Origin of the sequence: Commensalibacter melissae, from assembly GCF_003691365.1 — a bacterium.
Lineage (GTDB): Bacteria > Pseudomonadota > Alphaproteobacteria > Acetobacterales > Acetobacteraceae > Commensalibacter > Commensalibacter melissae.
Window position 1 is genome coordinate 1,197,413 of record NZ_CP033087.1, and the last position, 24,978, is coordinate 1,222,390.

General features: G+C 37.9%; 30 protein-coding genes. 11 read left to right on the forward strand and 19 right to left on the reverse strand.

Annotated features, from left to right (window positions below; translation table 11 throughout):
* The first annotated feature begins 127 nt into the window (after positions 1-127).
* The 7 genes from D9V35_RS05430 to hpf all read left to right on the forward strand — a co-directional run bounded on the left by D9V35_RS05430 (position 128) and on the right by hpf (position 5,605).
* Entirely contained in the window at positions 128-544 is a 417-nt protein-coding gene (locus tag D9V35_RS05430; RefSeq protein ID WP_122123692.1) for an EVE domain-containing protein, read from the forward strand.
* A 48-nt stretch (positions 545-592) separates the two neighbouring features.
* Positions 593-1,255 (forward strand): ribonuclease D, encoded by a 663-nt coding sequence (locus D9V35_RS05435; protein ID WP_122123693.1) that lies wholly within the window; start codon positions 593-595, stop codon positions 1,253-1,255.
* An 88-nt stretch (positions 1,256-1,343) separates the two neighbouring features.
* On the forward strand, positions 1,344-2,336 hold the full coding sequence (locus D9V35_RS05440; protein WP_122123694.1) for a KpsF/GutQ family sugar-phosphate isomerase: 993 nt from the start codon (positions 1,344-1,346) through the stop codon (positions 2,334-2,336).
* Positions 2,333-3,106: an LPS export ABC transporter periplasmic protein LptC gene (lptC, locus tag D9V35_RS05445; RefSeq protein ID WP_232347468.1), complete on the forward strand. Its 774-nt coding sequence runs from the start codon at positions 2,333-2,335 to the stop codon at positions 3,104-3,106. The genes D9V35_RS05440 and lptC overlap by 4 nt, the downstream gene beginning before the upstream one ends.
* 5 nt (positions 3,107-3,111) lie before the next feature.
* Positions 3,112-4,074, forward strand: a complete 963-nt coding sequence (locus D9V35_RS05450) for an LptA/OstA family protein (RefSeq protein WP_122123695.1) — start codon at positions 3,112-3,114, stop codon at positions 4,072-4,074.
* Positions 4,075-4,106: 32 nt separating this feature from the next.
* Positions 4,107-4,886, forward strand: coding sequence for an LPS export ABC transporter ATP-binding protein (lptB, locus tag D9V35_RS05455; RefSeq protein ID WP_122123696.1), 780 nt, complete (start codon positions 4,107-4,109; stop codon positions 4,884-4,886).
* Between the two features lie 143 nt (positions 4,887-5,029).
* Complete coding sequence (gene hpf, locus D9V35_RS05460; RefSeq protein ID WP_122123697.1) at positions 5,030-5,605, forward strand: ribosome hibernation-promoting factor, HPF/YfiA family; 576 nt, start codon at positions 5,030-5,032, stop codon at positions 5,603-5,605.
* Positions 5,606-5,663: 58 nt separating this feature from the next.
* Here the strand turns inward: hpf and D9V35_RS05465 are convergent, their stop codons facing one another.
* Positions 5,664-5,930, reverse strand: coding sequence for a DUF1150 family protein (locus tag D9V35_RS05465; protein WP_110438132.1), 267 nt, complete (start codon positions 5,928-5,930; stop codon positions 5,664-5,666).
* A 62-nt stretch (positions 5,931-5,992) separates the two neighbouring features.
* On the reverse strand, positions 5,993-6,511 hold the full coding sequence (locus tag D9V35_RS05470; protein WP_122123698.1) for an Hsp20 family protein: 519 nt from the start codon (positions 6,509-6,511) through the stop codon (positions 5,993-5,995).
* Positions 6,512-6,723: 212 nt separating this feature from the next.
* Here D9V35_RS05470 and def point away from each other — a divergent pair, with 212 nt between their 5' ends.
* Genes def through truA form a run of 3 tightly spaced genes read left to right on the forward strand, consistent with a single transcriptional unit; the run spans position 6,724 to position 8,978 of the window.
* Positions 6,724-7,248: a peptide deformylase gene (gene def / locus D9V35_RS05475; protein ID WP_122123699.1), complete on the forward strand. Its 525-nt coding sequence runs from the start codon at positions 6,724-6,726 to the stop codon at positions 7,246-7,248.
* A gap of 21 nt (positions 7,249-7,269) precedes the next feature.
* The gene (gene fmt, locus D9V35_RS05480) at positions 7,270-8,199 is read left to right on the forward strand and encodes a methionyl-tRNA formyltransferase (protein WP_122123700.1); all 930 of its coding nucleotides are present in this window, start codon (positions 7,270-7,272) and stop codon (positions 8,197-8,199) included.
* Complete coding sequence (gene truA / locus D9V35_RS05485) at positions 8,199-8,978, forward strand: tRNA pseudouridine(38-40) synthase TruA (RefSeq protein WP_110438136.1); 780 nt, start codon at positions 8,199-8,201, stop codon at positions 8,976-8,978. Before fmt ends, truA begins: the two co-directional genes overlap by 1 nt.
* On the opposite strand, the gene D9V35_RS05490 is transcribed toward truA, so the two are convergent.
* The 9 genes from D9V35_RS05490 to rpmH are packed head-to-tail and all read right to left on the reverse strand — an operon-like array spanning position 8,972 to position 15,863.
* Positions 8,972-9,619, reverse strand: a complete 648-nt coding sequence (locus D9V35_RS05490; protein WP_110438137.1) for a hypothetical protein — start codon at positions 9,617-9,619, stop codon at positions 8,972-8,974. The two genes, truA and D9V35_RS05490, sit on opposite strands and share 7 nt — an antisense overlap.
* Positions 9,616-10,749: a succinyl-diaminopimelate desuccinylase gene (gene dapE / locus D9V35_RS05495; RefSeq protein WP_122123701.1), complete on the reverse strand. Its 1,134-nt coding sequence runs from the start codon at positions 10,747-10,749 to the stop codon at positions 9,616-9,618. The genes D9V35_RS05490 and dapE overlap by 4 nt, the downstream gene beginning before the upstream one ends.
* Positions 10,750-10,777: 28 nt before the next feature.
* Entirely contained in the window at positions 10,778-11,626 is an 849-nt protein-coding gene (gene dapD / locus D9V35_RS05500; RefSeq protein WP_122123702.1) for a 2,3,4,5-tetrahydropyridine-2,6-dicarboxylate N-succinyltransferase, read from the reverse strand.
* A gap of 37 nt (positions 11,627-11,663) precedes the next feature.
* Positions 11,664-12,596: an acetylglutamate kinase gene (argB, locus tag D9V35_RS05505; RefSeq protein ID WP_110438140.1), complete on the reverse strand. Its 933-nt coding sequence runs from the start codon at positions 12,594-12,596 to the stop codon at positions 11,664-11,666.
* 24 nt (positions 12,597-12,620) lie between these two features.
* A complete protein-coding gene (gene yihA / locus D9V35_RS05510; RefSeq protein ID WP_122123703.1) occupies positions 12,621-13,280 on the reverse strand; it encodes a ribosome biogenesis GTP-binding protein YihA/YsxC in 660 nt (219 codons plus the stop codon).
* Positions 13,281-13,282: 2 nt separating this feature from the next.
* Positions 13,283-15,055 (reverse strand): membrane protein insertase YidC, encoded by a 1,773-nt coding sequence (yidC, locus tag D9V35_RS05515; RefSeq protein WP_122123704.1) that lies wholly within the window; start codon positions 15,053-15,055, stop codon positions 13,283-13,285.
* Between the two features lie 26 nt (positions 15,056-15,081).
* On the reverse strand, positions 15,082-15,315 hold the full coding sequence (gene yidD / locus D9V35_RS05520) for a membrane protein insertion efficiency factor YidD (protein ID WP_110438143.1): 234 nt from the start codon (positions 15,313-15,315) through the stop codon (positions 15,082-15,084).
* Positions 15,316-15,672: a ribonuclease P protein component gene (gene rnpA / locus D9V35_RS05525; protein ID WP_110438592.1), complete on the reverse strand. Its 357-nt coding sequence runs from the start codon at positions 15,670-15,672 to the stop codon at positions 15,316-15,318.
* Positions 15,673-15,728: 56 nt separating this feature from the next.
* On the reverse strand, positions 15,729-15,863 hold the full coding sequence (gene rpmH / locus D9V35_RS05530; protein ID WP_110438144.1) for a 50S ribosomal protein L34: 135 nt from the start codon (positions 15,861-15,863) through the stop codon (positions 15,729-15,731).
* Positions 15,864-16,234: 371 nt separating this feature from the next.
* Here rpmH and D9V35_RS09355 point away from each other — a divergent pair, with 371 nt between their 5' ends.
* Positions 16,235-16,465 carry a hypothetical protein gene (locus D9V35_RS09355; protein WP_155565578.1) on the forward strand — a complete coding sequence of 77 codons (231 nt, stop codon included), beginning with the start codon at positions 16,235-16,237 and terminating at the stop codon, positions 16,463-16,465.
* Here the strand turns inward: D9V35_RS09355 and gloA are convergent.
* The 8 genes from gloA to rseP form a co-directional block, all read right to left on the reverse strand.
* Positions 16,462-16,851, reverse strand: a complete 390-nt coding sequence (gloA, locus tag D9V35_RS05540; protein WP_122123706.1) for a lactoylglutathione lyase — start codon at positions 16,849-16,851, stop codon at positions 16,462-16,464. The two genes, D9V35_RS09355 and gloA, sit on opposite strands and share 4 nt — an antisense overlap.
* Positions 16,852-17,715 (reverse strand): LpxI family protein, encoded by an 864-nt coding sequence (locus D9V35_RS05545; protein WP_122123707.1) that lies wholly within the window; start codon positions 17,713-17,715, stop codon positions 16,852-16,854. It lies immediately after the preceding gene.
* A gap of 7 nt (positions 17,716-17,722) precedes the next feature.
* On the reverse strand, positions 17,723-18,598 hold the full coding sequence (gene lpxA / locus D9V35_RS05550; RefSeq protein WP_122123708.1) for an acyl-ACP--UDP-N-acetylglucosamine O-acyltransferase: 876 nt from the start codon (positions 18,596-18,598) through the stop codon (positions 17,723-17,725).
* Positions 18,599-18,683: 85 nt separating this feature from the next.
* A complete protein-coding gene (gene fabZ / locus D9V35_RS05555) occupies positions 18,684-19,139 on the reverse strand; it encodes a 3-hydroxyacyl-ACP dehydratase FabZ (protein ID WP_255412353.1) in 456 nt (151 codons plus the stop codon).
* A 98-nt stretch (positions 19,140-19,237) separates the two neighbouring features.
* A complete protein-coding gene (gene lpxD / locus D9V35_RS05560; RefSeq protein WP_122123709.1) occupies positions 19,238-20,305 on the reverse strand; it encodes a UDP-3-O-(3-hydroxymyristoyl)glucosamine N-acyltransferase in 1,068 nt (355 codons plus the stop codon).
* Positions 20,306-20,331: 26 nt separating this feature from the next.
* Positions 20,332-21,183 carry an OmpH family outer membrane protein gene (locus D9V35_RS05565; protein WP_122124277.1) on the reverse strand — a complete coding sequence of 284 codons (852 nt, stop codon included), beginning with the start codon at positions 21,181-21,183 and terminating at the stop codon, positions 20,332-20,334.
* 51 nt (positions 21,184-21,234) lie between these two features.
* Entirely contained in the window at positions 21,235-23,658 is a 2,424-nt protein-coding gene (gene bamA / locus D9V35_RS05570; protein WP_122124278.1) for an outer membrane protein assembly factor BamA, read from the reverse strand.
* 199 nt (positions 23,659-23,857) lie between these two features.
* On the reverse strand, positions 23,858-24,964 hold the full coding sequence (rseP, locus tag D9V35_RS05575) for an RIP metalloprotease RseP (protein ID WP_122123710.1): 1,107 nt from the start codon (positions 24,962-24,964) through the stop codon (positions 23,858-23,860).
* Positions 24,965-24,978 lie beyond the last annotated feature (14 nt).

Here is a 24,978-nt window from a genome sequence, read left to right on the forward strand (position 1 = left end):
TGTTTTTTACATATTTTTAAAGAGTTATAATAAATTTCATCCGTTTGAGATTGACTGAATTTTAATTCAAATTTTCAAAATATGTGATAATAATACAATAGGTATAAAAAATAAATGTTTTATAAATATGACAAATTATTGGTTAATTAAATCGGAACCTTCTGCTTTTTCATGGCAGGAACAATTGAGAAACAAAATCGAACCCTGGACAGGGGTGAGAAATCATCAGGCGAAAAAAAATCTACAATTAATGAAAAAAAATGATCTGGCTTTTTTCTACCATTCCAATGAAGGTAAGGAAATTGTTGGTATTGTAAGAATTGATAAAGAGGCCTATCCCGATCCGACCGATACAGAACACAGATGGTTTTGTGTGGATGTAGAGACAATATGTTCGGTACCTGTACCCATTACCCTAAAAAAAATCAAATCCTTTCCTGAACTGGAAGATATAGCACTTATTAAACAATCCAGATTGTCAGTAATGCCAATCAGTTCAGAACATTGGAAAATTTTATGTGATCTTGGAAATGTGAAATTATAAGTCAATTCATTTTTTCTTGCTAAAATTTAATAAACACTTGGACAAATTATGAAAAATAACAATAAACAAATTCTCGATCATATTCATCTTTACCAGCATGATATACCTTCCGGACTAGATCTTGGAAAAATAGTCGCAATTGACACTGAGACCATGGGATTAAATTATGATCGAGACCGGCTTTGTTTGATTCAGTTAAGCAAAGGGGATGGACAGGTTCATATTGTCCAGTTTGTACCCGAACGGCTTGGTGGTAAAGGGTTCAATTCCTGCCCCAATCTAAAAAAATTACTTACTGATCACTCCATTGCAAAATTAATGCACTTTGCCCGATTTGATGTCGGGATATTACAAAAAACCTTTCAAATAAGTATGAAATCCGTAATTTGTACAAAAATTGCAGCTAAATTGGTCAGAACTTTTACGGATAAACACGGACTGGCTGTTCTATGCAGAGAATTACTTGATATTGAATTAAGTAAACAGCAACAAACTTCAGATTGGGGTTCACCAACCCTGAGCATTGAACAATTGACCTATGCAGCTGCAGATGTTCTTTATCTTCATCAATTGTGGGAAATCTTGGAAGTTTTATTAATCAGGGAAAACCGTTTGGAAATTGCAGAAGCCTGTTTTTCATTTTTACCAACAAGAGCCACCCTGGATCAGCTCGGATATCTAGATCCTGATATATTCGATCATCGCGGTTAAGAATTTAACAGTTTCATTTCATTTTGAAACTCTATATATATTATTATATCTGTTTTAATAATAATTAAATTTAATCAAGTGCATTGAAATGACCAAAATTGCCTCATCAGAGATTGATACAGCTCTTGAAGCTCTATCTATAGAATCTAATGGCATCCTGGATTTGATTGATGCACTTCGAGACAAAACCGAACTTACTCAATCTTTCTTGGAAACCGCCAATCTCATATCTGAAATTAATGGTCGGGTGGTATTAACCGGAATTGGCAAATCTGGGCATATTGCAAAAAAAATTCAATCAACACTAGCCTCCACTGGTACACCATCTCTCTTTGTTCATCCTTCTGAGGCTTCCCATGGAGATCTGGGAATGATTCAAAAAGATGACATCATTCTGGCTGTATCCGCTTCTGGTGAAACCCAGGAATTATTCAATATAATTATTCATGCAAAACGATTCAGCATCCCATTGATTAGCATAACAACCAATCCACAATCGACTTTGGCAAAAAATTCCAGCATAATTCTCTCACTTCCCCATTCAAGGGAGGCATGCCCACTGGGTTTGGCACCAACGACCAGCACGTTAATGCAACTGGCAATAGGCGATGCCCTGGCAATAACATTATTGAAAATGAGGCACTTCACCGCATCAGATTTCGGTATTTATCATCCCGGTGGTAGATTGGGCAGCAGACTTAAGATTGTTGAAGATTTAATGCACACAGACAAGGATATCCCCTTGGGGCATTCAAGGATGCCTATCACCGATGCAATCATGGAAATGACTCAAAAAGCCCTGGGTTGCATTGGCATTATTTCTGAAAATGGGAGGCTGATCGGGCTGATAACAGATGGCGATCTAAGGCGAGCATTCAACAAGGATATAAGAAAATTGACAACTCAAGAAATCATGAATCCCTCGCCTCTTACCATTAAATCCGATATGCTGGCTGCTGAAGCGCTGAAACTCATGAATAATGATAATCATCCCATTACCTGTTTATTTGTCGTGGATTCCAGAAATCATCCAATAGGGGTTTTGCACATTCATGATCTTTTACGAGCGGGCATTGCATGAATATGTCAACAAACAGTCAACCGAATGAAGAATCTAGTTCAAAAAACAAAATTGAAAGAACCGATTTTCAGGACAAGGAAAAATATTTAAGTCATAGATCACAAAATATCATTGAAAGACGGCATATTCCTAAACCCGCAGAAATGGAACGCCGGAACACCATTATGAAGTGGGTTAAATGGGGCCTACCAATTACAGCCCTTGTTTTGTTAAGTTCCATTGCTGTCTGGCCGGAGATTGATCGGGCTTTGCATACCAACAAGGAAGTGATGAAACAGCTTTCCCGTATCAAGATTGAAAGTGGAACCATGATTGACGCTACTTTTCATGGCTTGGATACACATAATCGACCCTATACCATAACATCTGAAAAAGTTGTTCAGAAATCTAACAATAGCAATCTTATCCATCTAGGCAATCCAAAAGCTGATATTTTATTGCAGGACAATGTTTGGATGATGGTCACGGCGGACAAGGGAAATTATACACAGCATGAACAGGATTTAGGATTGATAAAACATGTTGTTTTATACCGAAATGATGGAGTTTTCATGTATAGCGATATGGCAGACGTTGCTTTAAAGTCCTCTGTTGTGACTGGCAACAACTGGATTCATGCTGAAGGACCCTTTGGCATCTTGGATGCCCAAACCTATTTCCTTGACTTGCATGCCGGAATTGCTCAATTTAAGGGACCAGGCCGATTGGTCTTGAATGATGATAAAAAAAATAATTCCTCCAATCCTACTCAAGCTAAATCATCGGAATAAAATTGATGAATAAACGCAATTTATTACCTTTTGCCATTTCAAGTATCTTTTATAGTTTTTTCAACATCCATACTGTCCATGGTCAAAGTATAGATCTATCACATGGTGGACAGATTACGGTTACAGCTCTTGGAGGATTTGACTGGGATCAAAACGCCAAAAAAGTGACCGCCTATAATCAAGCCAAGGCAGTTCGTGAAAATGTAACGGTCACAGCAGACAGACTTATCGCCTATTATCGAAAAAAAGCTGGCGATACAGAATCAAAGTCCTCCCAAAACCCCAATCCTCAACAAAAAAGCGGTGATATAACTCAAAGCGATTCAGGTTCAAATGAAATATATCGTCTGTACGCTTATGGTCATGTTCATATTTATACGAATACCGATCAGGCCTGGGGAGATAAAGCAGTTTATGATATTGATCAGGCAACCCTGGTTTTAACGGGTAAACATATGAAATTAACCACCCCTCAAAATGTCATGACCGCAAAAGATGCCATGGAATATCACTCCCAAACCAGAATGTCAGTTGGTCGGGGTGATGCAACCGTAATTAATATCAAGGATGGTCGACAAATCAATGCGGATGTACTGGTTGGCTATAGCAGCCCTGATGATCAAAAAAAACCTGAACAAAAAAATAACGTGACTGACAGTAAGAAATCTGATGACCTTACCAAATCCGGAAAGTTGGAAAAAGTCAACGCATTTGGTAACGTTGTCGTGCGAACCCAATCTGAAACTGTTCGTGGAGACCGCGGTGTTTATGTTCCCAATACAGGAATCGCCCGCATCGTGGGCAATGTTCATATCACAAGAGGCCAAAACCAGCTAAATGGTCATGCTGCCATTATCAACATGCATACCGGTATTGCTCACATGACAGAAATGCCTGGTCAAAGAGTCCAGGGACTGGTCGTTCCAAACCAAGCAAATCAAAATAATCAACCAAGCGATAAAAAATAGTTTTTAATTTTTATAAGTGAGTTTCAAATTCCATGCCTGAAACCGAATCTGCTTCCAATAATACATCATCAACCAAAAATTTACCTGATAATGAAGGGCTATTTGCAGACAACATAGGAAAAACCTATAAAAAACGACAGGTTGTCAAAAACGTGTCATTACGCGTTCATCGAGGAGAAGCTGTCGGTCTTTTGGGCCCAAATGGTGCTGGCAAGACTACAAGTTTTTATATGATTGTTGGGTTAGTTCAGCCAGATACAGGATCAATTCGCCTTGATAACACAGATATTACCAAATTGCCAATGTATCGGCGAGCAAGACTTGGCATTGGTTATCTGCCTCAAGAGGCAAGTATATTTAGAGGGTTAAATGTAGAACAAAATATTATGGCAGTTCTGGAAGTTGTTGAATCCAATGCCGATAAAAGACATGAAACGCTTGATGGATTATTGGCGGAATTCGGAATTTCACATTTACGACATTCCCCCTCCCTTTCCCTATCTGGTGGAGAAAGACGCCGTTTGGAAATCGCCCGAGCGCTTGCCAGCGATCCGAATTACATTCTTCTGGATGAGCCCTTAGCTGGAATTGATCCAATTGCTGTCGGAGAAATTCGTGATCTTGTTTCCCATCTCAAAGATCGTGAAATTGGTGTGTTAATTACGGATCATAATGTAAGAGAAACCCTGGAAATTATTGATAGGGCATATATCATGAACAGTGGCCAGCTTCTTATGGAAGGACGTCCTGAAGAAGTGGTCGCTCATGAAGATGTACGTAGAGTTTATTTGGGGGAAAAATTCACATTATAATTCACCTTAACGGTTAAAAATTAACTATAGATCTTACCATTAATCAAAATGATAGAACAATTACCACCCATGCGTTGATAAAGCTTTAATTTTGAAAAATTAGATACTAGAATAGTAAGGAATATAACTAAGGGAGAACCGTAATGGATATTTCCATCTTTGGTAATAAAATTGATATTCCTGATTGGTTTAAAAACAAGATTAATCAAAATCTTCAAGAAATCACGCAAAAATATTTTAAAAATATCGTTGATTGTTCAGTAACATTTAACAAATCCCCATCCGATTATCGTTGTCAGATACATATCCATGCTTCTCGATCCCTTTCATTACGTGGAGAGGCAAATGCAGATAATGTACAAGAATCTTTTAATATTGCCCTTGAACATTTACATAACAGACTAAAAAAATATAAGAGACGGTTGATTACAAAAAGAGATCATGCCCCTCCCGCTCATGAATTATTCCAAGGTAACCAATATATTATTGATAATGATATCCCCTTGGAAACATCGGTGGAATCTCAAAAAGATGCAAAAATCATTGATAAAAAAACGACTCATATAGACACATTATCGCTTCAAGATGCCATCATGGTTCTAGATTTATCTGAAAGACCGGTATTGATGTTTAAAAATCTGGATAATAACCGTATCAATGTCATATATAAGCAAAATGAAGATAGGATAATCCTACTGGATTCAGGAATGATATCTTGAACAAAAAACAGGGAGTTATCCCTGTTTTTTATATTGAATATTATCTTGTTATTATCAATTAATGAACCATGATAGGCATCATTTCCTGCTGCAAGATCGCAGCATATGCTGTCTTGGCATTGTCCGTCACTGCCATAGGTGTCCCATCAGCCGCATGAATGGCAAATGCCTGTTCACCATTGATCGTGATTTCCTTTACGTAAGCCAATTGGGACACACCCAAGGCTTTTAGCTGATTGTCTGTTAAATGACGAACATCAACAACGTCACTACCTTCTTTGGTCGCAATTAATTTAGATTTTTCCTTGATGTCGAAATCCTTCATAATTGATCAAGACCTCCTTTAAAAACAGATGGCAAGATAATCCTGCATCTTTCAATATAATATCATTCTTTTTCTGTAAGTTGCAAACTTCGTATCGCACCAGAGCGATAGGCATCTGATGTGCCAACTTTCTGTGACATAACTTTATTATATGATTTACGCCTTGCATTGGAATTTTGTACTATTTCAATATGGCGGATTCTTGTCTCCGGTTTGGGCCGGATAATATCAATATGAAGCAAACCATTATCCAGCCATGCTCGTTCAACCTTGATACCCTCAGCCAAAATAAAAGCTCTTTGAAATTGCCTTGCCGCAATTCCTCGGTAAAGAAATACACGCTCTTCATTATCTTCAAGCTGCCTGCCACGAATGACCAGCTGATTATCTTCCTGCGTTATTTGCAAATCTTCCATCATGAAACCAGCTACAGCCAAGGTAATCCGTAAACTGGAAGATCCAATTTGTTCTATATTATAGGGCGGATAACCATCAGAAGTCGATTTTGCCGCTCGTTCTAAAATCTGTTCCAAATGATCAAAGCCCAGGAACATAGGCGATGTAAAAAGCCTTCCTGACATGAAAGCCCCCTCCTTTAATATATTGAAGCGAGACATATAACTAGGCCCAAAATGGCACCTATCTATTTTATTATATGGAATAATCGCCAAGGACTACAAGTATTATATCTTTTAAAATTAGATTTCGCACCATAACAAAATATTGTATTAATATATTAAATCTTTATATAGACAATGATAGAATAATTTAAACTATGGCACAAATTTAGAAAATGAATGACGATATTGAAACAAGACCTGTTTTACTTGCAACCAACCCTTTTTTACGTAAAAAAACCAAAATCGTTGAAAAAGAGGATTTGAAAGACGTAAAAGAACTTTTATCCATGATGTTTGAAACCATGTACAAGGCAGGTGGTATCGGTTTGGCTGCTCCTCAGGTTGGAATTGGGCTGAGATTTTTCGTTATTGATCTCATGCAGAATAATCAGTCAGAAAAAATTGTCATTATAAATCCTGAAGTTATTGAGAAATCAGAAGAATTGGAAAGTTATAAAGAAGGTTGCCTGTCTTTTCCAGATCAATATTCCGATGTAATTCGCCCTGAAAAAATTAAAATCAGCTATATGGATATTAATGGAAGTCGCCAAGAAATGGAGGCTGATGGATTGCTTGCACGTTGTATTCAACATGAAACAGATCATCTTGATGGAATATTGTTTGTGGATCATATTTCAAGCCTTAAACGTAACATTATTATGCGTAAAATTATCAAAGAGCAAAAAAGACACCGCTAATTATATATACGAGAAGCTAGGATGCGTATTGTCTTCATGGGAACACCGGATTTTGCTGTTCCCGCTTTACAGGCACTTTATCAAGCCGGACATGAAATTGTTGCCGTATATTGTCAACCTCCCCGCCCTGCTGGCAGAGGGAGGAAAATAACTCCCTGTGCCGTGCAAAATATTGCTGAGCAATTGCATATTCCCGTCTTTTCACCCATCAAATTAAAAAACCAGCCAAAAGAATTTGAACAGTTCGCTTCTTTTAATCCTGATATAGCCATAGTTGCAGCTTACGGACTTATTCTACCTGAGGAAATACTTACACTACCTAAATTAGGCTGTATCAATATCCATGCAAGTCTTCTTCCACGCTGGCGAGGAGCCTCGCCCATTCAGACGGCAATCTGGTCAGGTGACCAAAAATCAGGTGTCAGCATAATGCAGATGGACAAAGGTCTTGACACAGGAGCCGTTTATATTGAAAAGTCTATTCCAATTACAAAAAAAACGACAACTCAAATTCTTCACGATCAACTTGCGCAATTAGGGGGTGAACTCATACTTGAAACCCTTTCAGAATTGACAGAAAATCCAAATTCAAAACCAGTTCCACAATTATCAGGGCTCGCAACCTACGCTAGGCAATTGACAAAAGAGGATGGCAAAATTGATTGGAATCAATCAGCTGAATCTATTGATCGACAAATTCGTGCCTTGACACCCTGGCCTGGGACATTCTGCTTTCTAGAAGGAAAATTACTTAAGATTCTTAAAGCTGAGCTCAGCTCTCAATCAAGCATGGCAGAATCTGGAACAATTATACATCCTGATTTTTATGTGGCATGTGGTGAAAATCAGGTCCTTAAAATTCTGGAATTACAATTGACTGGAAAGAAAAAAATGCCAATCAATGAATTTCTCAAAGGTTATCATCTCAAATTAAATACAAAACTTGTCTAATGAATTTTACCATACAGAGATGGGCCGTCAAAATCGAATATGATGGTACAGGTCTTGTTGGATGGCAACGGCAGGATAACGGCCTTTCTGTTCAGCAAATATTAGAAGAGGCTGCCTGCAAACTATGCAACGGTCAATTTAAAATAGCCAGCATTACCGCCGGTCGGACAGATGCCGGTGTTCATGCCTTGGGACAAGTGGCCCATCTTGATTTTCCGGCACATATACCCTTAACAGCCAAAAAAATTCGCGATGGCTTAAATTACTATATGAAACCTCATGCCGTTACAATCTTGCAATCAGGGCTGGTTGATGCAGAATGGAATGCACGTTTTTCTGCAATAAAACGAAAATATATTTATGTCATTCTCAACCGTCAGAGCCGTCCTGCTTTGGATATTAATCATGTATGGCATGTACGAAAGAAATTAAATGTCGATGCTATGAACGAAGCTGCTCAAACCTTATTGGGAAGCCATGATTTTACATCATTCAGAGCTACTGCATGTCAGGCAAAGTCACCAATCCGTATTTTGGACAAATTTAACGTTTATCAAATTGATGATAAAATTTATTTTGAAACACAGGCCCGTTCATTTTTACATCATCAAGTACGTAATATGGTAGGAACCCTTAAAATGATTGGAGACGGATATTGGCCAATAAAACAGGCCTATGCAATTTTACAGGGTAGAGATAGAAAATTGGCAGGAATCAAAGCTCCTGCAACAGGTTTGTTCCTCAAGGAAATAACCTATCCGGATGACCCTTTTCAGTGAACAGCTGACAATTCATGTGATAGTCTGACCAGTGTATCACTGTTACAAATTGACAAAACAAACAACAATATTACTTCAGAAAAAAACAAACTGATAACAACGATTAGAGATTGTTTATTGTTAATCTGTAATCCCACTTTAATTGTCATCCATGATATCCAGATCATGTAAGCCAGATATAAAATCATTAAAACCGCCATAAAGCCCAATATAATTGATGGCGTAAAACCAGGTAACGATACAATCATCATACCTATAATCAAATCTAAAATTGGCATCCATTGACACCAACAATAACTTGAAACTGTTCTTTTCCAAAATCTTTCCTTATGCCAAAGGACGGAAAAAGAATGAATCAAAATCGGTATAAGTAATACTGTACATAATTTATATAAAAATAATGATATGGTAAAAATAAATAAATATGCTTTTTTTGCCTGAACAACACTTAATATATTAAAACCATCAATGACCACCAATAATGCTATCCATGGTGCCAGAGCACTTAACACTCCATCTGTTGAAGAGGGAAACAAATTTATCCCTTCTTCCTTACCACCACCCAGAGCAAGCATCCCCTTGAAAATATCTTTGAGCTTTGAATCAGAAGATTTCTTTTGATTATTTGAATTAAGTGTCATAGGAAATAATTTTTCAAAAACTGTGTGTAAATTGAACTTAATTTTTTTAAATCTTCAATGGGTACAGCTTCATTCACTTTATGCATAGTCTGCCCGACAAGACCAAATTCAGCAACATTACAATAATTTGAAATAAACCGAGCATCGGAGGTTCCCCCCCCTGTATCCAGACGTGGTTTAACAGATGATATTTCTTCAATTGCCAAACGAATTGCCTGCACTTCATTTCCTGGTTCTGTCAAAAATGCCTCACCAGATACAACTATATCTATTTGACAATGTTCTGCAACACGTCTTGCTTGAGTTTCAATCCAGCCTATTAAAGAATTCCCATTATGTAAATGATTAAAACGAATATTTAACCGCGCTGTCGCAGTGGCAGGAATTAAATTTGTCGTTTTATTCCCTACATCAATAGATGTCACTTGAACAGATGAAGGCTGAAACCATTTATTCCCCTTGTCTAAAGATAATGTTGTTAAAGAGGATAATATTTCTATCAATTTATGAATTGGATTATCTGCAAGATGAGGATAGGCGACATGTCCTTGGATACCTTCAACAGTAATAACCGCATTCAAACTACCCCGACGCCCAATTTTAATTACATCACCCAACTCCTGTGCTGATGTTGGTTCACCCACCAGACAAAAATCAGGAATATGTTTTTTTTCCTTCATCCACTCAAGTACTTTAACAGTACCATTAACACCGGGCCCTTCTTCATCTCCGGTAATCAAAAAACTTAATGACCCAGTAAAATTAGCTTGAAGAGATAGGAAATTTTCAACCGCTGTCACAAATGCAGCAATGCCACCTTTCATATCACAGGCACCACGTCCGTAAATGATATTATCTTCAATAACGCCTTGAAAAGGATTATGTTGCCAATCATTATTTCCCGCAGGAACAACATCTGTATGACCAGCAAAACATAAATGTGGCTTTCCTGTCCCGTAACGCGCAAAAAAATTCAAAACGTTGTCATTACCTTCACCATAAGGCAAATCATATATTTCAAAACCAATCTTTTTCAGTCTTGTTTTTAAAATATCCTGCGCTCCAAGATCTTGTGGTGTAACTGACGGACAACGAATCAGATCTTGCAATAGCTTCACGGGATCGTGCATATTAAATGGAACCAATCTTTTTCAGTATTTAACTTCTTAACAGCTCATTGATTGAAGTTTTTGAGCGTGTCCTTTCATCTACACGTTTGATAATAACCGCGCAAGCCAATCCAGGTAAAGTATTGCCGTCTTCACTTACCGCTTTTTTAGGCGGAAGGGTTCCGGGAACAACAACTGAATAAGCTGGTACCCGTCCCATGAACACTTCTCCGGTATTACGATCAATTACTTTCGTTGACGCACCTAAAAATACACCCATTGAAAGGACACTGCCTTTTTCAACAATAACTCCCTCTGCCACTTCACAGCGGGCTCCGATAAAACAATCATCTTCAATAATGACTGGAGCAGCCTGCAGAGGTTCCAATACTCCACCAATACCCACACCACCACTAATATGACAGTTTTTACCGATTTGTGCACAGCTCCCAACCGTTACCCAAGTGTCAATCATGGTTCCACTATCCACATAGGCACCCACATTGACAAAACTTGGCATCAAAACAACATTTGAAGCAATATAGGCTGAACGACGTACAATTGATCCTGGAACAGCACGAAAACCGGCTTTGGCAAAATCGGCATCCCCCCAGTTGTTAAATTTTAATGAAACTTTATCATAAGCGGCAATGCCAATTTCACTTTTCATCGCATGATTATCGTAAAGACGAAAAGACAAAAGTACCGCCTTTTTAATCCATTCATGTATTGTCCATTTTTGATCGGCTTGTGTTGCAACCCGTAACTTGCCAATATCAAGAAGATTTAATACTTGATCGACCGTTTCCCTTGCAACTCCCTGTGTTGTGGGCGATAATTGGGCCCGATTTTCCCATAATTTATCAATTTCATTTTGCAAAGCATCTATATCTGTCATAAATTTTTTCCCTTATCAAATAATAAAATAATTTATATTATAATACTTTACCAGAACGAATTAAGGTCCCTGATCCACCTTCAGTAAATAATTCCAGTAAACAGGCATGTGGTACTCGTCCATCCATAATTACTGCAGCTTGAGCGCCAGCTTTAACTGCCTCTAGACATGTTTCAATTTTTGGAATCATTCCACCTGTTATAATTCCTGATGCTATTGCTTCCTTGGCTTCTTCTTCCGTTAATTCAGAAATAAGATTTCCATCTTTATCCAAAACACCCGGTACATCAGTTAACATAAATAATCTTGATGCCCTGACTGCCCCGGCAATTGACCCTGCGGCAATATCGGCATTAATATTATAGGTTTGCCCCTGTTTATCGGTTCCAATAGGTGCGACAACAGGAATTAGTCCAGAACCAGATAAAGCATATAAAACCCTAGGATCAATATGAACAGGTTCACCAACCAGTCCCAAGTCAATTGTTTTCTCACACTGGAGAGTTTCATCCCAGACATGTTTAACAAGCTTGTGCGCCTCGATTAAGCCGCCGTCTTTACCTGATATACCCACTGCCAAAGCGCCAGCCTGATTAATGAGGGTCGCAACCTGCTTGTTGACTGTCCCGGCCAAAACCATTTCAATCACATCAATTATAGCCTCACTCGTAATACGCAAACCATCAATGAAATTCGATTCAATTTCCATCCGCTTCAGCATTTGATTTATTTGGGGACCTCCCCCATGAACAATTATTGGATTGATTCCAACCTGTTTCAAAAGCGCAATATCATGACCGAAATCGTTTGACAAGTGATTGTCAACCATGGCATGACCACCATATTTGATAACAATCGTATCACCCGTATAGCGTCTTAAATATGGCAAGGCTCTTGCAAGCGTCTTGGCTTGTTCATGCGCCTCTTTGGCAGCTTCCTTAACTGACTCTAACGATTGATGATTACCCATAATAGTTAAATCCTGATGATTCTCTTAGATAAGCTGAGCCAAATCAGCCCGAAGTTCTTGAATACCTATATTTTTTTGACTGCTTGTAAAACGTATATAAGGATAGGCAGCAGTATGTTTTGCAATCAAGTCCTTTATATCTTGTTCTTTTTGTGAAAATTGAACCGAGCTCAAACCATCACATTTTGTCATTACAATCTGAAATGTTACAGCCGCTCTATCCAATAAATTCATAATCTGATGATCACTTTCTTTAAGCTCTATACGAGCGTCAAGCAAAAGCATAACCCTTAAAAGCGTTGGTCTTCCCCTTAAAAAGGAAAACATCATCTTTTGCCAATCTTTTTTAACGGATTGAGAGGCCTTGGCATAACCATAGCCTGGCATATCAACAAAGACCAAACAACCACCAATATTGAAAAAATTCAATTGTTGAGTTCTTCCTGGCTCTGAAGAAGCTCTTGCCAGCATTTTTTGCCCTGTTAACGCATTAATCAAACTCGATTTACCTACATTTGAACGTCCGGCAAAAGCAACTTCCGGTAATAAGGAAGGTTCAAGCTGATTTAACCGTTGTGCACCAAAGAAAAATTTTGCTTCTCGAGAAAAAAGAAGCCGCCCAGCTTCAATAAACTGGGCATTTTCATCATTTTGATGAGTGGATATGCCATCTTTTGAAAACATGGCTACCTATCTTTTTTTGATTTAGAAATGGCTTGCTTTTCCTTGATTGCCATATGTTTTTGAATAACAAGCTGCTGAATTGCTGTTAACAGGTTGTTCCAACTATAATAAATTACCAATCCAACAGGTTGCGTAGCCAGTACAACCGTAAAAATAACTGGCATCAATTGAAACATTTTTTTCTGGACAGGATCAATTACTGCAGGATTCAATTTTTGCTGCAAGAACATTGTTGTCCCAAATAACAAAGGCCAGATACCGACATGCAACAAAGGTGAAATAGCAGAAGGATCAAAAGGAATAAGACCAAATAAATTCAGTATATTCGTTGGATCCGGGGCTGACAAATCATGAATCCAGCCAAAAAATGGCGCATGTCGCATTTCAATTGTGACGTACAAATCCTTATACAAACACCAGAAAATCGGAATCTGAATTAACATCGGCAAACAACCACTGGCAGGATTTACCCCCTGCTCCTTGTACAATAGCATCATCTGCTGATTCATCTGTGCCTGGTCGCCTTTATAGCGTTCACGAATTTCTTTCATTTTTGGCTGCAATTCTTTCATCTTGCCCATCGAATGAAATTGTTTTGAAGCCAAAGGATAAAAAACAAGCTTTACAATCAAGGTAAATGTTAATAAAGCAAGACCGAAATTACCCCATAAACCATTTAACCAATCCAAAACGATAAAAATTGGATAGGTAAGAAATGAAAACCACCCGAAATCAACAGATTTCCAGAAATTGGGAATATGATATTCTTTTTCATAGCGATTAAGAAGGTGAAGTTCCTTCGCACCAGAAAATACATTTCCATCCGTTACGACAACTTCACCAGGTCCTACAGAAATTGGCTGTTGTGAAGTGAAACCAACCTGGTATGTCCCTTTTTGATTTTCTGAATCTCCTGAATTATTCGCATGATCTTCTGGAACAAATCCATAATGAACTGTTACATTCTTATCCTGTTGTGGAACAATGGCATTTAACCAGTATTTATCAGTTATACCCGCCCAGCCCCCTTTACTGTTCTGACTCCAGGCAATATGATGTTCCCCTTTGGAATTTTCCCGCAGATATTTATAGGAATTTTGTTCCAGACGATCATTTATAATTCCTAATGGCCCTTCATGCATTAAATAGCCACCGACCTCTTTTGGTGCATATCCACGATTAACACGTCCGTAAAAAACAAAATGAACGGGTTGACTTGATTTATTTTTAACCTTTTGCTCAATATGAAAAAGATATTCCTTATCAAGTGAAATAATTTTCTGGAATTCAATTCCTGCACCATTATCCCAAGTCAGGGTTAAAGGGTGGCCAGGAGTTAATTTTTCTTCATCTGCCTTCCATACAGAAGTTGAATCAGGAAATTTAACAGACGTATTATCCGTATTAAACCAACCTGTTTCAATATAATTGGGTTCTTTACTATCTGCCTTGTCAAGGACTCTAACCAATGGTGAATCAGCTTTAACCGTTTCATGATAGTTTTTTAAAACCAAATCATCGAAAACAGCACCCCGAAGATTGATTGATCCTTTTACAGCGTTTGCCTCAAAAGGAATTCTTATTTCAGGACCAGTCACTTTTGCTATTGTTTTAATTTCATGAGGAATATTGGACTGGGACTGTCCGGTTCCAGTTTGTTGAGTCACCTGTTTTTCATTTTCATGCACTGAAGACGTTTGAGGCGTAAAATATTCAAATGCAAAAAGAATTAAAACAGAAAGTAAAGTCGCCAGAAAAAAGCGCTTATTATCCATTCAAAGCCAGCCAATCATTCTTTGTTTTAAAAACTAATAACTTGTTTTTTTGGAGGAACAGGGTCATTTCCACCCGCATTCCAAGGGTTACATCGCAAAATGCGCCATCCACCAAATAAAATGCCCTTTACAACACCATGTTGTTCTATAGCTATCTTCATATATTCACTACAACTTGGATTAAAACGACAATTATGTCCCAAAAATGGGCTTATACATAACCGATAAAAATCAATTGAATGAATAAGCAATTTTTTCATTTACGCATCAAATTTCATGCCAGCTTTCTTTAAAGCCTGGTAAAAATCGTGAACGATATGGGGATAAGGTTTTGAAAAAGTTTTGTTACGTCCTATTAGAACCAAATCAACTCCACATAGACATATTTCTTTTCCAGCTTGATAAATCACGGCTCGTAACCGGCGTTTTATACGATTTCGTACAACCGCGTTTCCTACTTTTTTTGTTACGGTAAACCCTACCCTTCCCGGTTGATTATCATGCCTGTTCAAGAATTGTAATACCAAACTGGATGTAGGGATTTTTTGCCCTTGAGCAGCCACTTTCAAAAAGTGCACTCTTTTTTTCAAGTGTAAAAGCTTAAAATCGGATTGAATTGACTGAATCCTTTGTAACCTTATCTTTCTAAAAAGTCGTTCTGACAAAGCAGATCTTACGCAGAAAGACGTTTACGACCTTTGGCCCTACGACTTGAAATAACCTTACGACCGCCAACAGTAGCCATACGTGCACGAAAACCGTGGCGGTGTTTACGAACAATTTTGGAAGGTTGATAGGTACGCTTCACGAAATTTCTCCTTAAAAATATTGCAAATTGTATTTATTCCAGAATAAGCCATTAAAGGTCAACAGAATAATAACTCTTAAAAAGCTGTTTATAATCTGATTATGGGAAATCGTCAATCAAACTCAATAGCCATAAAATGTTTTTTATGATAATTTAAGAGAATTACTCAATATATATAATGCTTGAAAATGACATTTCATAAAAATCAATTCTATTTATGCAAAAATTTATTAAATTATGTTGTCTATTTGCTTGAAGGCGTTTTTGTTTATTTAATTTTAATGTTACTCTATAAATACAATTTAGATATAAAGCTGATTTTGCTATCTGGTTGCCTGATTTTTTGTGCAACTCTTTTTCTAATGAATTTCTTGTTTCAATCGCAAATATATAAAGTTAAAAACAATCATTATCGACAACTTTCACTTTTAAGACATGATGTTAAGGGCTTGTTATCACCAGCCTTATTACAGGCCGATCGCATCATCCTCAATAAGTCTGCTGATAAAAAAATTATTCAATCAGCAGAATCAATCGCCAGTTCTATTGAAAAAACTTCTGATTATCTAAATTCCACAAAAAAGATTGATAATTTATTCTAATCATTTTGAATGAGTTCAATTTTGTAACCGTCTGGATCCTCCACAAAAGCTATGAATGTTTTCCCAAATTTAACAGGTCCTGGTTCACGAGTAATTTTGCCACCCGATTGCCTAATTTTCTCAACCAATTGGGTAACATCATCAACACCAAAAGCAAGATGACCAAATCCTGTTCCCACATTATAGGGCGTTTCACATCCCCAATTATAGGTCAGTTCGAGTTCTGCCCCACCTTTGTCATTACCTTGATAGGCCATATAAACCAATGTATACTTACCCTCTGGCACATCCTTACGACGCACTTCATGAAGCCCCAGCGTTTTATAAAATGAAATGGACTTGTCAAGATCGAAAACCCGAAGCATTGTATGTAAAAACATTGACATTCAATTTTCCTTACGCAAATATTTTTGTTCAAATGTCACAGGATTATAGCTTAACAGAAACAGGCCTTTTTGATTTGCAATTGCAACCATTTCGTCTTTGTGGATTAATAATGTTCCCTCTGCCTCGAAGGCGATACCTCTTAATCCGGAATAATGGGCATTATATACCGTTTTTGGACCAATGGTTGGCATATCGGCTTTTCGTTCCTGATTCGGTTTGACCTGTTTGATCAAAATGCCGCCCAAACCTGGTTGCTGACATTCTTTCGCCCGTTTTAACATGGCATCAGTTCCTTCCATGGCTTCTACAGCAATAACCAATTCATTTTGAACAATACATGCCTGTCCAATATCAAGCTCTCCTATAACTTTATTAATTTTAATTCCTTTAGCAATATCCTGTAAAGCCAATTTATCTGGAATAACATCTCCTAAAATTCCCTCATATACAGGCTGTAAAAATTCATGAGCTCCTCGTACTGTAAACCCTTCCTCATTTAGCACACGAACAAGGGAGGCAAGCAATCCATCATCTCCAGCAAAAAGGGCCTTACCTATTTTTCCTAATATTCTTACCCCTTCCGGGTCTGGACGAAGATCAAAAAATGATGGTCGTTTCACTGGTCCAATCAAGACAAGTTCTTTACAATTATTCTGGCGTAAAATATTTAGAATATGTCCTGCAGCGGCTAATCTTACATATTCATGTGGCCAAGAGCTGACAATATGAGGTTCTGCAAAATCCTTAAAAGCCACAATAAAAATAGAATATCCTTTTTTCTTTGCAGCTTCTGCAACCTTTCCTGGCAAAGGTCCTCCTCCTGCCAAGATACCTAAAACAGGCTGTTGTCGGTTTTTATCCATCTAATATTTAATCATCATTTTCAGAAGAGGAAATCATGCGTCCAACTTTAACCAATCCACGTCGGCTCGGATTCTGAATAAAATCCAGTATTTCCTTTACACGCTCAATATGTCCATATTTTTCGTGCACTAATTTCAACCGTTCATCAAAAACCATTTCTTGTTCATTTTCTTTCGGGAAAAGAATTCGATAAACGCCTCTTAAAGCATGCAACTCCTGATTTTTAACCCCATTTCGTTTCAGCCAAATCCAATGCATTCCCACCAAACGGGCCCGATTACCTATTACACTACCATAGGGTATGACATCAGATTCAACTCCTGTTACACCCCCTACCAAGGCCCCTCTACCAATTCTTACGAATTGATGAATAGCTGCACATCCCATAATTCGTGCATCATCATCTATGTGAACATGCCCCCCTAGAACAACATTGTTCACAATGATCACTCTATCTCCTAAATAGCAATCATGTGCAATATGAGAGTTAACCATTATCAGACAATCGGAACCTACGCGGGTCACCCCATTTCCGATAGCTGTTCCGCGATGAATTGTCACTTGTTCCCGAACAATGGTACGGGCACCAATAATACAGCTTGTCAACTCACCTTTATATTTCAAATCTTGCGGGGCCAGACCAATTGTAGAGAATGGATAATAGACTGAATCTTTTCCCAAAACAGTTTTTCCCTCGACAATGACATTTGCTATAAGTTTTGCACCATCTTCAACAACAACATCATCACCAACAATACACCATGGACCAATATGTATTCCCTGTCCCAACTTAGCTTTTTCAGACACAATTGCCAATGGATGGATATAACAATCACGAGAGGAACGATTTATTTGTATATTTTTTGTCAGAGTTTCCTCCATCCCCTTAAAAAACTTTAAAACAACTCAATACTTATAATTATGATAAAATTAAGTTTATATTTTAAATATTTCCATAAATGAATTTTTAGCCAACAATCATGGCACTGAAAATTGCCTCAGCCACTGAAACTCCATTAACTTTTGCTATACCGCGAAATTTCCAGACATTTGCACGGTTACGTTCTTTTTCCACATGAATATGCAATTGATCCCCTGGAACAACCGGCTTTCTGAATTTCGCGCTATCCACAGTCATAAAATATACAAGTTTACCTTCGAATTCACTTCCGAGTGTTTTTACAACCAAAACCGCTGCCGTCTGAGCCATAGCTTCAATTATTAAAACACCAGGCATAACAGGATGTCCCGGAAAATGCCCAATAAAAAACTGATCATTTACCGTAACATTCTTAATTCCTGTTGCAGAGCTTCCCAATTTTACATCGACTACACGATCAATAAGTAAAAATGGATATCGATGCGGAATAGCCTTCATTATTCCCTCGATATCAATAACAAGTATATCGATTTCACTATTTATTGTATCTGATTGAACTGTAGAATTTTCTAGATTTTTATTCACGTTTTCAAACCATTATAAGAACGAAAAAATTAATTATTATTGCAAAACAAGAATGTTCATTCTTTTTCTTTTGAAGACGACTTAACAAGACGCCTTAAAAAAGCAACATTTCTGAAAAACTCTCGAAAAGGCATTGCCGGACTACCAATTACATCGGATTTAGCATCAATATCCGACATTACACCACATTGTGCACCTATTCGGGCATGTTCCCCAATATGGATATGTCCAATCAAACCTGCCTGTGCAGCAATTGTAACGAAATCCTCCAATCGGGTCGAGCCGGATATTCCAGCCTGGGCTACCACAATACAGCATTTTCCCATTTGGACATTATGTCCGATTTGAACTAGATTATCTATTCTCGATCCTTCACCAATAACCGTATCTCTTACCGATCCCCGATCAATTGTTGAGTTAGAACCAATTTCAACATCATCTTTCAGGATAACTTTACCTATTTGAGGTACACTTAAAAAACCATGTTCACTAATGGCAAAACCAAATCCATCCTGTCCTATCCTAACTCCTGGATATAACGTAATTCTATTCCCCAGAATTGCACAGCTCAAAGAAACATGACTTCCAATTCGACAGTTTTCACCAATTTCCACACCCTGTTCAATAACAGTATGAGACCCAATAATTGAACCCTTTCCAATTTTCACGTTTGCCTTTATCACTACAAATTCCTGGATTTCAACTTCATCATCAATCTGGGCAGTTGAGTCAATACAGGCAGAAGAATGAATACCGACTTGAACCGAACTTTTAGGATAAAACAAAGATGCTATTCTCGCCCATTCCAAATACGGATTTTTTGTTACCAAAGCATGAGAATGATGGGGTATTTTATCTGCAAAAGCAGGTGAAACAATTATTAATCCGGCTTTTGTTTGAGATAGCAAGTCAATATATCGTTTATTATCAAGAAAACTAACCTCATTTTGCGTGGCTGATTGCAAAGGCGCAATTCCCATTAAATCAAAAGATTTATCTCGACCATTGTATGCTGGAACAAATTTGGCTTCAGAAGACCCAATAATCTGTTCCAGGGCAATAGGTGCAGACTTTTTAAAAAAACGAGAATCACCAGGACAATTGTTAATCGTATTCAGATTCACTTTATAATAACACTTGATTTTATTAATTATTTAGTTGTTTTCTTTGGTTCAACCGCTTTGGTCTGAGGTTTTTGAGGTTCAGGATTCGCTGTTGTTGGCATTGTTCCACTTTTTGCCAATTCTTCAGGATCGACATTTGCCGCAGGTACAAAAACAGATGGTAGATTTTTATTAAGCTCTTTTAAAACATCATTTGTAATATCGAGCTCATTAACGCTTAATGCGACTTGCTCACGATGTAGTACCAAATTCATATTATGACTGGAAGCCACATTCTGAATAATCTGAATCAATTCACGTTCAATCTGTCCAAAAGAAACTTGTGCCGCCTCTTGAATAATCCTGCTTCGATTGCGAAAATCCTTTTGTGCCTTTAAAACACGTGCCTGTAACTGACGTGCACGCGATTGAATTTGTTCAGAAGTCATTGTTCTAGCTTTTGCCTGAATTTGCTGCTGTTCCGAACGCCAAACTTTTTGTTCTTTTTGAACATCCTGTTGCAGATTGTCCCTACGAGCTTCCAATAATTTTGAGGCTTCAAGATAAGCGGTTGATTGACGCATAACATCCGGAACACTGATTACCCCAATTACAGCCTGTGGTGGTGGGTTGGATTTTGCAATAGGAGCTGGTGTCGGAATTGGTGGTAATGGCAAAACAGGCTGATTTTGATTCTGCATGTCGGTTTCATCGGAATCATCCGTGTCAGGAACAGAAGCAACCGGTACAGCTTTACTAACATTAGCAGTGGAATGCTTTACTGTTTTTGGCGTATTAATAACAGGTTTTGTCTGGCTCCCTTTAGGAATGAACCATCCATTATTCTCGTCTGCGGCATGGACAGAATTATTAAATCCAGAAAATGAAGGAATAATCATTAACCCTGTCACTGCTAAAAAAAGCTTTAAATTTTTTGCCATTATAAATCCTTAAAACTGTTGTCCAAAACCAAATCTTAATAGTTGTACCCGGTCACGTCTCTGTTTGACAATAGGTATACCAACATCAACATTCAACATACCGAAAGGACTTTTCCATGAAATACCAGCACCAGTACTTACACGCGGTGTCATTGAATTTCCCCAAATCGGTGTATAACGATCTCCATCAGTTGCTTTATTGGTATAACGACGTTTAACACGCATTCCTCCCAAAGCACCCATATCCACAAAATAACGACCCATTAAACCCAGATCACGTGAAGCGGGCATGGGAAAATTAACTTGTGCTGAAGCCGTGTACATGAAACGACCTCCCAGAAAATCTTCCTCACCATGGGATTTACCCTCAACCACATGACTGATTGGATGCGTTCTTGGTCCAACTCCACCATCATAGAAACCACGCAAATTGTTACCACCAAGATAAAAGTTATCAATAACGCTTCTATGATTATGTCCTGAAATATCGCTTATATAGCCTGCACCACCACTGATACTCAATGTCCAATCACGATTACCGGTAAAATCATCCAGGGGGAAATACTGGGCAGCATCAATTTTACCGCGAACATATTTCGTGTCACCACCGACACCAGCAAAATCTCCACCTAGGCGAACCAAGGTTCCACTGTGAGGATTCATTCTCGAATCTCTCGTGTCATAAGTAATCGTCGTACCAATTTGCGACAAGAATGAATAACCTTTTTGATCAAGAATATAGAAAGATGAGTGACTCCAAATATCATGAACCCTTCTTTCCATAATCGAATATGTCCATTGCTGTGACAGTACGTTATTAAACGCGTATCCGATACGAAAAGTTGCACCATACCTGTTTTCGGCATAGTTTTGATAAGTCTGATAATTATTTTCAAGATAGAATATATCAATCCCCGCGACCATATTCTTACCCAGAAAATATGGATCTGTTATCGAAAAATCAGCTTGTCGAGCATAATAGGCCATCGTACCGTTAATTCCCGCATCAACCCCTGTTCCAAGGAAATTACGCTGCCTTAACCCTATATTTCCCAACACACCGGAATCCGTGGAATATCCTCCCCCTAGTGAGAATTCACCTGTTGGTTTTTCCTGAACATTTACAGAAACCATTCGTTTATCAGGAGCGGAACCTTTACTTTTTTCTACTTTGACAGTTTTGAAATATCCCAAATCCTCAACTGATTGCTTTATATATTTCTCGGTTGTATCAGTAAAAGGATCATTTTCAGCTATAGGCAACTCACGACGGATAACCTTATCCTGAGTCACCGTATTACCGTTAATGTCTATTCTCTCAACATAAACCCTCGGCCCTTCCATAACATCAAAAAGCAGATCAACAATCTTTTTTTCCGGGTTACGCGCAATTTCGGGTCTTACCACGGCAAAGGGATGTCCCTGTGACTGCAATGTTTCCTGAATATCTTTAGCTAAATCATCAATTTCCTTACCATCATAGATTTGCCCTTTACGTATTGGAATCATCCGTTGAACTTTTTCAGCTGTCACATTTTCAACATTTGAACGGGCATCAACCTTACCCAGACGATATTGAGGCCCCTCTTCCATTGTATAGGTGATGTAAAAAGATTTATGGTCAGGTGATAATTCACCCGTAGCATTGATCATTTTGAAATCGACATAACCATTACGTAAATAAAATCTTCGAATCAATTCCGCATCATAACGGACACGTTCCGGATTATACTGATCGGAAGAGGAAAAGAATCGATACCACGCAGCTTCTTTTGAAGAGGTTACCTGACTTAAACGTGCCTCACTGAATGCATGGTTACCAACAAAAGTAAGTTTTTTAATTAAAGTTTTAGGACCCTCATCAATTCTAAAAACAACATCAATACGATTATGAGACAGGTTGATAATTTGTGGCGTAACAGTTACTGAATAACGTCCTTTTGCACCATACATGGCTAGGATACGCTGACGATCAGAAGCAATCAGTGAAGGGGAATAAACAGAACGCGCCCTCAAGGAAGTGTATTTCTGAATATCCGTATCCTTGAGTTTGGAATTACCCTCATAAGCTACACGATTGATAATCGGATTCTCTATAACCTTGATTTGTAACGTACTGCCGGAACGATGCAGACTTATATCTTTGAATAAACCTGTAGCATAAAGTGTTTTTAAAGAACGATCCAATAAATCCTTATTAAATGGATCACCTGGTTGAGCCAGCATATAAGAAAGAACTGTCGGGGTTTCAACTCGATCATTTCCATATACTTCAATTGATTGGATAATGCCGCCCTGTTTCGTTATTTGATTATCAACAGAACGCTTTTTATTACGGGATTTTTTTATAGAACTTCGACGATAATCCGCTTTTTTATGATGAGATGCATAAGAAGTTTTACTTGTTGTTTGAGCATGTAACGATACGCACATAAAAGGAAATATGCATACAGAAGCAAACAACGCCGAACGTTTACCGGACAAATCAGCCACCCTTTATTACCAAAACAAATCCATTCAATTCAATATCACAAGAAATACAACAATTAAATCAAATTTTATTTCTTAAACTAAAGGGGTAACGATTTTTAATCCTTTTTACAAGTTTTTGATTACAGAAATTGAATAGAATTTATTTACTGTGGCTTGTAAACCAGCTTATCAAACCCAATTGTGATATATCGTTATATGTTGAAAATAAAAAAAGCAACAAAATCAATCCGAAACCGATTTGAAATGCCCATGCCTGAATTTTTTTATGCACAGGTTTACGATATACAGCTTCAATAACATAAAATAATAACCGTCCTCCATCCAACATTGGAATCGGAAACAAATTTATAAGGCCTAAATTAATGGATAAGACTGCCATCATTAAGATTAATTGATCAAAACCTTTTTCTGCAACTTGACCAGAAATCTGGGCTATTTTTATTGGTCCGCCCAGTTCACTCAAGGAACGTTGTCTGGTAACCATCTGCCCCAGTCCAATAACAGTGTCAGCGGTTATATTCCATGTTTCACGGAATGCATACACGACAGAATCTTCGATTGACAATCGATGTTTTTCAACAAAAATTCTGCCCATGACAATTCCCAACTGCCCTATTGATTTATGGTCAATTAATTTTGAACTAATTATGATCGGCAATGAAACTTCCTTACCTTCTCTCTTCACAATCACCGTTGTCGTCATTCCCGGATGCTTTTTCGCAAATAAAGCCAGGGATTGAGCATCAGGATTTTTATATTTGTCAATTTGAATAATTATATCATGAGGCTTCATACCAGCTTGACTGGCAGCACTATTTGGAACAATATTTTCCACCACTGGTTTAATAAAAGGTTTACCTGAAATTGCGAATACACCGGCAAACAGGATCACGGCTAAAACAAAATTAAAAAAAGGTCCTGCAAAAATAACGATTGAACGATCCAATACAGGTTTTGCATGAAATGTCTTCCCCGGAATCCAATTTGCTTTTTGTTCATCCGTGGCATCTTCCGGATCTTCAAATCCATGCGGTTTTACGTAACCACCCAACGGAATAGGACATAACCGCCATTCGGTTCCAACCTTATCACGCCATTTATATAGCGGTTTGCCAAAACCAATTGAAAATACGTCGACATGAACCCCACGCCAACGTGCAGCCAAATAATGACCAAGTTCATGAATGAATACAAGCACTCCTAATACAAATATGAAAGAAATAATTGTTACTATAAACGCATGCATCCAGTCTTACCCTA